General features: G+C 61.8%; 11 protein-coding genes. 2 read left to right on the top strand and 9 right to left on the bottom strand.

The features are described from left to right. Nucleotides 1-524 precede the first annotated feature (524 nt). Both CCR95_RS24525 and CCR95_RS24520 read left to right on the top strand, forming a co-directional pair. A complete protein-coding gene (locus CCR95_RS24525; protein ID WP_201099308.1) occupies nt 525-836 on the top strand; it encodes a type II toxin-antitoxin system TacA family antitoxin in 312 nt (103 codons plus the stop codon). Further along, nucleotides 805-1,278 carry a GNAT family N-acetyltransferase gene (locus tag CCR95_RS24520; RefSeq protein ID WP_201099306.1) on the top strand — a complete coding sequence of 158 codons (474 nt, stop codon included), beginning with the start codon at nt 805-807 and terminating at the stop codon, nt 1,276-1,278. The genes CCR95_RS24525 and CCR95_RS24520 overlap by 32 nt, the downstream gene beginning before the upstream one ends. Nucleotides 1,279-1,367: 89 nt before the next feature. Here CCR95_RS24520 and CCR95_RS24515 read toward each other — a convergent pair whose 3' ends face one another. The 9 genes from CCR95_RS24515 to CCR95_RS24475 all read right to left on the bottom strand — a co-directional run bounded on the left by CCR95_RS24515 (nt 1,368) and on the right by CCR95_RS24475 (nt 6,690). Beyond that, nucleotides 1,368-2,177 carry a 5-bromo-4-chloroindolyl phosphate hydrolysis family protein gene (locus CCR95_RS24515; RefSeq protein WP_338115503.1) on the bottom strand — a complete coding sequence of 270 codons (810 nt, stop codon included), beginning with the start codon at nt 2,175-2,177 and terminating at the stop codon, nt 1,368-1,370. Nucleotides 2,178-2,261: 84 nt separating this feature from the next. Continuing rightward, entirely contained in the window at nt 2,262-2,399 is a 138-nt protein-coding gene (locus CCR95_RS24510; RefSeq protein WP_201099302.1) for a hypothetical protein, read from the bottom strand. 164 nt (nt 2,400-2,563) lie between these two features. Continuing rightward, the gene (locus tag CCR95_RS24505; RefSeq protein WP_420825689.1) at nt 2,564-2,911 is read right to left on the bottom strand and encodes a cupin domain-containing protein; all 348 of its coding nucleotides are present in this window, start codon (nt 2,909-2,911) and stop codon (nt 2,564-2,566) included. A gap of 74 nt (nt 2,912-2,985) precedes the next feature. Continuing rightward, the gene (locus tag CCR95_RS24500) at nt 2,986-3,303 is read right to left on the bottom strand and encodes a helix-turn-helix domain-containing protein (RefSeq protein WP_201099298.1); all 318 of its coding nucleotides are present in this window, start codon (nt 3,301-3,303) and stop codon (nt 2,986-2,988) included. Nucleotides 3,304-3,330: 27 nt separating this feature from the next. After that, nucleotides 3,331-4,581, bottom strand: a complete 1,251-nt coding sequence (locus CCR95_RS24495) for a VWA domain-containing protein (RefSeq protein WP_201099296.1) — start codon at nt 4,579-4,581, stop codon at nt 3,331-3,333. A 1-nt stretch (nt 4,582) separates the two neighbouring features. Beyond that, nucleotides 4,583-4,897 carry a YebG family protein gene (locus tag CCR95_RS24490; RefSeq protein WP_201099294.1) on the bottom strand — a complete coding sequence of 105 codons (315 nt, stop codon included), beginning with the start codon at nt 4,895-4,897 and terminating at the stop codon, nt 4,583-4,585. Continuing rightward, complete coding sequence (locus tag CCR95_RS24485; RefSeq protein ID WP_201099292.1) at nt 4,894-5,334, bottom strand: DUF1622 domain-containing protein; 441 nt, start codon at nt 5,332-5,334, stop codon at nt 4,894-4,896. The genes CCR95_RS24490 and CCR95_RS24485 overlap by 4 nt, the downstream gene beginning before the upstream one ends. A gap of 127 nt (nt 5,335-5,461) precedes the next feature. Beyond that, a complete protein-coding gene (locus tag CCR95_RS24480) occupies nt 5,462-6,061 on the bottom strand; it encodes a PcfJ domain-containing protein (protein WP_201099290.1) in 600 nt (199 codons plus the stop codon). Continuing rightward, complete coding sequence (locus CCR95_RS24475) at nt 6,046-6,690, bottom strand: hypothetical protein (protein WP_201099287.1); 645 nt, start codon at nt 6,688-6,690, stop codon at nt 6,046-6,048. Before CCR95_RS24475 ends, CCR95_RS24480 begins: the two co-directional genes overlap by 16 nt. Nucleotides 6,691-6,772 lie beyond the last annotated feature (82 nt).

Raw genomic sequence — 6,772 nt, 5'->3', positions numbered from 1 at the left:
GCTTTCATATTCGTCCATCGGACTCTCCTCGGTCGTGTGCTTGGCGGCTCACGCTGCGGAGTGTCCCGATGGACTCCCGGAAATGTCAAACTGCTACTGTCACCCCGGCAAAGCCGGGGGATTTCTCGTTTTATTAAAGAATCCACCCGCAGAGCGGGTGGAATTGGATTAACCCCAAAGGGGGTTAATTGGCTGCCGCAAGGCGCTGTCTAGCGGTTACCAAGATCCAAACGGATCGAGTTGGCTTCAAGTGCCGGAGCGCCTATCGCCGTGACGGGCGTGAGAAGCGATTCGCTCTAACGGAACAGGGCCTAGCGCCTGATAGGCTCAACCGAAGCCAATTTGTCTAACTGGCAGAGCCGTTGAACTCTGACTACGCCCAGAGGGCGTGGAATTTCACGTTACGATTAAATTAGATATTTAAACCGCGTCAGCTCCAACCGTCGTCGATGCCGCCTCGGAATCATTGGCGCCATTTTGGCGACAATGCTACTGTGCATCGACTCAAGTCAGAGGACACCGTCATGGCAGCCACGTCCACCAAACCGCTCGAACGCATCGGGGCACGAGTGCCGTCCGAGGTGTTCCATACCCTGCATCAGGCGGCGGTCCTCACCGGGGCCACGCTCAACCAGTTTCTGGTGCAGGCGGCCCTCAAGGAAGCACGGGCCATTATCGAGCGTGAGCAGACACTGACCCTCTCCCGGCGCGACGCCGAGCGATTGCTCGACCTGCTGGAAAATCCGCCGCCGCCGCCCCCCGCACTCGCCGCCGCCCAGGCGCGTTACCAGGACTTGAAACGCGATGCGGATTCAGGCTTTGACTGGCAGCCATGACCGTCAGGGCTTCGAGTGCGGGCGTCCGGAACTCAATGACTGGCTCGCCAAGGTCGCCCGCCAACATCAGGACAAAGGCTTGTCCAAGACCTTTGTCGCGGTCCAAGAGACGGCGCCCGCGATCATTCTGGGTTGCTACGCCCTGACCTTAACGGAAGTGGATACCCGCGCCTTGCCGTTGACCTTGGCGAAGAAACTGCCGCGCATCATCCCCGGCGTGCGTCTCGGACGCCTGGCGGTCGATCGCCAGGCTCAGGGCAAGCGTCTGGGGGAAGTGTTGCTGATGGATGCCATGGAGCGCGTTCGAGCCGTCCGCGAACAGGCCGTTGCCGTGGGGCTGTTCGTGGACGCGCTCGATGCACAGGCGGCCGGGTTTTATGCGCGCTATGGCGCGGTGGCCTTTCTCGATGCGCCGCTGAAGCTGTTTTTACCGGTACGTTAGCCCGGTAGCCGAGTCCCGGCGAAACACAAGGCGCAGCTCATCACCTTGTCCCAACGCACCTGCCAGACCATTGCGAGCATCCGCGCAAATCAGATGAGCCCCTCGCGCCTGAGCTGTTGCATCAGCACGTCGATTTGCACATCGAGATAATCCATGTCGCTTTCCAGCAGCTTCTGCTGCTGCTCGCGAAACACCGCTTCGATCATGATCAGTGCCCCGCGAAAACGTTCTTCGAGGTCGGGCGCGGCGTGATGGTGTTGGGTTTTCGCATAGCCTTCGACCACGCTCTGGACACCATCGAGGTAGACGTTGAGAAACGTGCGTGCCTTGGGCAAGTCACGCGGATCCGCCTCAAGCCGTTGCAGTATCTCACTGGCAAGCCCCGCGATGCGCCGCAGTCGGATATTGATCTCCGGTTGACGGATCTCGCCGATCGCCTGATGGATGGCGGCGAGCGAACGATCGGCCTCCGCGAGCGTGGTGCGCGTCGATGCGCTGATGCGGCGCCCGAAGCGGTAGCCGAGGCGCGGGTCGAAACCATACGTGAGGTAGCAGCCGAGCAGGGCAACCGCCGCGAAGGCGGCCGCAATGGCGGGGGGGTGACCGATGCCGAGCCAGACGGTGACCCCGGTGGCAAGGCTGACGAGCACGCTGCCCAGCGTTTTAAAAGGCCAGCGTGCGCGGGCGAGGCTCCTGGCGGGCAAGCGTCCGAGACGCATCAACAGCGCGCCACCCAGGAACAAGCCATAGCCGATGGCGTCGCCCAGAAAGGCGACGGTTTGTCCCTGTGCCATCGAGATCAGGGCCGCCGCGGCGACCGGTAGTGGCAGCAGGAAGAGCAGCCATCCCGTCGGCGACGGGTCGACACCAGGGCGATCTTCGGCAAAGCGTTTCGACACCTGTCGCCATCCATACATCAACAAGATCGTGGCGACGAAGACGACGGCTGTCAGCAGGAGTAGGCGTTGCATAACGTGCGTTGGTTAGCCGGTCGCGCCGGCGTGGCGAGCGCTGCTTGCGGCAGCGGATGAGCAGGAGACGAGCAGCGCCTGCGCGGAGGCGACGCCGACGGCGGCGAAGATGAGCAGGATGCCGATAAGCTTGCGTAGGCGACCGGACATGGAAACAGCACTCCACTGAGTTGGTCAGAGTTTTGACGGCCTTGGCCGCGGTGGTTGCCAGACTCGATGGACGACGCGGCCGCGACGTTTCTCCCGTTGACCAAACATATCACAGGCGGGTTGCCCCATCATGTCGTCGAGGTCAACCAACGCGCGCCTTCATCTCAGTCTTGGCACGACACTGTACCGGCGTGTTCAGGGTGAAGATGAACCGCCAACCAAACACACGATGGCTCGCGAGAGGTTTGCAAGACGTGGTGTGGTGTCCGCGCGGGAATGAACCGATAGTCGCCTGCCCGGAGCGTGACTTCCTCGCCTGCAATCCACAGCGTGGCTTCGCCTTGGAGGAGGCAGACCCATTCATCCTGCGTTTGATCGTATTGTCCGGAAGCAGGGCTGTCGCTGCTGACGATCCGTTCAATCTGGAGATTGCGACATCTCAGAAGATCCTCGAAAACCTCACCCTCTACGACTTGAGGAAGGTCGGCAAACAGGTTACCAGCGATGCGCATCAACCCAGCCATCAGATATCAACGTTAGCAGGTCATCGGGCGACCGGGTGCATGAATGTCTCGTCCATAGCTGCTCAAGCGATCGCCTGAATCCCTTTCTTCTCGATGACGGTCAGGAGCCGAAGCGCTGGCCCACCGGGGCGCTTAACACCGCACTCCAAGTCGGAGACGAGATTCTTGCTCACGTTGAGGTAACGGGCAAAGACCGGCTGTGAAAGATGCTCACGCTCGCGTAGAGCGCGGATGGCCGCGGGCGAGAGGGGATCGACCGGCGTCAGACAAGTGTCGTCGAACGCGCGCAGGGTCTGCTTGTCGATGGCGCCCACCTCGTGGAGGGCTTCCATGGTTTCATTGATCGCGGCGAGCGCGTCGCTGCGGTACGATTTAGCCATCGTCATACCCGTTCAGGAGTACGGCAGTCAGCGGACAATCCCCTTGGCCCGCGTCTCCCGCAGCCACTGAGAAAACTCCTGGAGCAACCGGTCGTACAACTGTTCCTCGGTGAGTTGATGCAAGTCGTCAACGGCAAAGAAGCCGCAATTATCGACCTCGCGCCCCTCCAGGGTGTCGAGTTTTTCCAGGATGCCATAGTTGCGCCCACCCAGCCCCATGAACTGCCAGAAGATCGGGTATCGGGCCGCCTCCACCATCAGCGCCTTGATCTCCCGGTTCTGATGGACGCCGCCATCGCTGACGAAGAGCACATAGGCCGGTGGCACGTCGGGGTGTTGGCAATAGTGATCGATCACGGCCCGCATCACCTTGGGCTCGTCGTTCGCGCCGCCGTACCACTTTTTCCAGCCGCCATTGGCGGTATCAAGATAGCCCTGGATGTTGCGCGTGGTCGCGGGCGGCAACGGCTTCGGCTCTCGGTCGAAGGCCCAGACATCGAGGCGGCCATCGTCGTCGAAGTGCAGGGCCAGCGGTAACACGCGCTCCAGCAGTTCCTGGACCCGACCGCGCTTGTATTGCTCCCGCATCGAGCCGCTGGCATCGAGCACCAACCCGACCCGCGCCACGGTGCTTTGCAGCCCTTGTTTAGCCAGGCTGACGGTCGCCTTCTTGGCCAGGCTGAGGAGATGCGGGGCTTCCTGCTCGATGCGCTTTTCCAGCGAAAGGCGCGCGGGCTGTGGTGTCGCGACCGGAGGGGGAGATTCCGCGACCTCACCGCCGAAATGACGGACCAGCGCATCCAGACCGCCGTTGAACCCCTGCCCGGTCGTCGCGAGCCGCCAGCCATCGCCCTTGCGATAGAGTTCGATCAGCATCAAGGCGCGCTCCTGGTCGAAATCCTGGCCTTGGAACGCGAAGGCTGCCGCTTCCCGGTCACCGTCGAACACCACCACGCGCCCGGTCGACAACTGCCGCATGGTTCCTGGTCCATCGATGGCCGCGACGAAGACTAGACGGTCGATGGTGGTGGGCAGACGGGCGAGGGACAGCGTGAAACCCGAGACAAACCCGGCGAGCGCGATTTGCTCGATACCACGACAGGGAGTCTGCGGCTGGTTGAAAAACACCAGATATCGGTCATCCGCCAGTTTTCCCTGGGCATCCAGACCAAAGCAGGAGACATCGACTGAAACGCCCTGAAGGTTGACGGCCACTCGAAACGTGGTGGAGCGGATCAGCTCCGGGAGCGGGACACGCTGACCACGCTTCAGTTCCATGTCAACCAGCCGCCTTGATGGGCGCGACATTATCCGTCCTGCCGGCGGGGACCGAGGCCGCCGCGACCGCTTCGCGTTCCGGCGCCTTCCCTTTCAGCACGCGCTCCACATTCTGAGCGTTGCGGGCCAGATAGAGAGTCAACTCCTCCAGATCCGCTTCCGACAGATTCGGCAACACCTGGTCGGCGCGCAGCAGCTGCGCCAGGCGCTCCGCGTTCTCCAGCACCCGGTCATAGGCATCGGCGACTTTCTTGTCGGCGGTGCGCAAGCGTTCTTTTCCGTTGCTGTCTTTCACGATGTATTCGATCTCGATCATGGCTGATTCCCGCTATTTTCAGGTTGACGCTTGGTCATTGGCGTCTCAATACCTGGAGCCCGGATTGTATCCTTTCCACGGTTGCCCCCATCAAGCCTGTCTGTCGTCCGCTGCCACGGCCACCGTCCGTCCAATTCGACTTGCAACGCCATGCTGAGGAAAGTCCGAATCAGGACAATCAGCCCCAGGACCAGCACGCCCTCCAGGGTGGGCGTCACAGCCACGGTGCGAATGATGTCCGCCGCGACCAGAAATTCCAATCCCAGCAGAATCCCTCTCCCCAGATCCTGACGGAGCCGACGGTAGGGATCGGAGACCTGTCGTCCCGTCAGCACAAAGCGACCCGTGGCGATCAGGAGACCGAGGACAATGATCAGTACCCCGGCTCCATCGATGAGCAAACCAACGCTTTCGACAAGGTGTTGGAAGGTGGGCATGGCAACCTCTCGGTGCAGTTGAACGCGTGTCTGCGACGGCGCGACGCGGCCTGACGGATCGCTCATGGGGTTGAGCCCGGACCACAGACGCTCGCACGCGGTTGTCGGTTCTCTGGCGGATTGGCAATCAGAACCGCCGTGATGGTCCCCGATCCGCCGGGGGACGGTGCTCCCTCAACCACGCATCAACGGCGTCCCAGGCGGCCTGACCGGGTACAGCGTTATTCGCTCGTTTAAACTGGCCAAGGGTTGGCACCGCCCCGTCCAGCACGATCTCGATGGTCGCGCGTTCTGGTTCGAGCATGCGGTAGAGATAACAGCGGCCAGCGCTGACCCGCTGCGCATAACTCGCCACACAATGTCGCATCTGGCGCCCTTCCGCGGCCAAATCGCCCGCGTTCAGAATGGGTTCGATGGCCGTGGTGCCGGGGAACGGCGGGGGCGGAAAGGCATCGCCACGCTGACTCGCGAGCACCGGATCTCGATTGACGCGCCGCATCCAGCGATCATGCAGCCGTTCGAGCGCCGCGAACGAGGAACACCGCGTCAGTGTTTGCGAGGCATCGGCGATCTGGAGTAACGCTCCGAGGTCGCGCGTATCCCGCCACAGCGACTGCTTCCGCGCGATCTGTGCGGTGGCGTCCGAGAGACGTTGGTAAGGGTGATCGGCCAGCGTCTTGAGCAGTTGCGTCCCCGCCAGCGCAGGAGCGTTTAATCGAATTGCCAAGACATGGATCGGGATACGGGCCATTGGCTGAACTCGCGCCACAGCGTTCCATGACCGCTGTCGAGGCTGTCCAGGATCAACGCATAGTCGCGGCGATCGCCATGCAACAAGCGGATACGGTGAATAAATTTCACGGCCGCTTCCGAACGGATCCCGGTGAGTCGCTCCAGAATCTCGGAGCACCGCCGCGACAAGACGCGCTCGATCCTCTGCGCGGACCAGCCCGCCTCCTGCGCGGCGACAATCAGTAACAACAACAAGGTTGGCACATGGGCAAACAATTCCGCCGCCGCCGGTCGCGTCGCGATCCATTGCAGCAGGCTGGTCTGTAAATACACATATTCTTCTGCCGGCGACCGAACCTCACGCGGGAATTGGGCGACAAATTCGTGAATCGGCTCACCGGCGTTCGCCGACCGCACGGCGTGGAGGAGTGGGATACCGGGATCAAGCGCCTCCACCACCCAGCGCCCCGCTTCCCAGCGCTCCACGGATAGTCCTAACGCCCAAGGGCTGTAACGCAATCGGGTTTCGGGAAGCAGCGGAAAGTCGAGGATGAGCGCGCCACTCGGGCTTAATAAAATGAGAAATCCCCCGGCTTTGCCGGGGTGACAGTAGCAGTTTGACATTTCCGGGAGTCCATCGGGACACTCCGCAGCGTGAGCCGCCAAGCACACGACCGAGGAGAGTCCGATGGACGAATATGAAAGC

It is taken from the genome of Thiocystis minor (assembly GCF_016653465.1).
Classification (GTDB): Bacteria; Pseudomonadota; Gammaproteobacteria; order Chromatiales; family Chromatiaceae; genus Chromatium; species Chromatium minus.
The sequence above is the reverse complement of the archived record's forward strand: the minus strand, read 5'-3'. Positions and strand labels throughout refer to the sequence as shown.

Coding starts and splice junctions, on each gene's coding strand:
- CCR95_RS24525 (WP_201099308.1), top strand. CDS start 525: ATGGCAGCCACGTCCACCAAACCGCTCGAACGCATCGGGGCACGAGTG.
- CCR95_RS24520 (WP_201099306.1), top strand. CDS start 805: ATGCGGATTCAGGCTTTGACTGGCAGCCATGACCGTCAGGGCTTCGAG.
- CCR95_RS24510 (WP_201099302.1), bottom strand. CDS start 2,399: ATGTCCGGTCGCCTACGCAAGCTTATCGGCATCCTGCTCATCTTCGCC.
- CCR95_RS24505 (WP_420825689.1), bottom strand. CDS start 2,911: ATGCGCATCGCTGGTAACCTGTTTGCCGACCTTCCTCAAGTCGTAGAG.
- CCR95_RS24500 (WP_201099298.1), bottom strand. CDS start 3,303: ATGGCTAAATCGTACCGCAGCGACGCGCTCGCCGCGATCAATGAAACC.
- CCR95_RS24495 (WP_201099296.1), bottom strand. CDS start 4,581: ATGGAACTGAAGCGTGGTCAGCGTGTCCCGCTCCCGGAGCTGATCCGC.
- CCR95_RS24490 (WP_201099294.1), bottom strand. CDS start 4,897: ATGATCGAGATCGAATACATCGTGAAAGACAGCAACGGAAAAGAACGC.
- CCR95_RS24485 (WP_201099292.1), bottom strand. CDS start 5,334: ATGCCCACCTTCCAACACCTTGTCGAAAGCGTTGGTTTGCTCATCGAT.
- CCR95_RS24475 (WP_201099287.1), bottom strand. CDS start 6,690: ATGTCAAACTGCTACTGTCACCCCGGCAAAGCCGGGGGATTTCTCATT.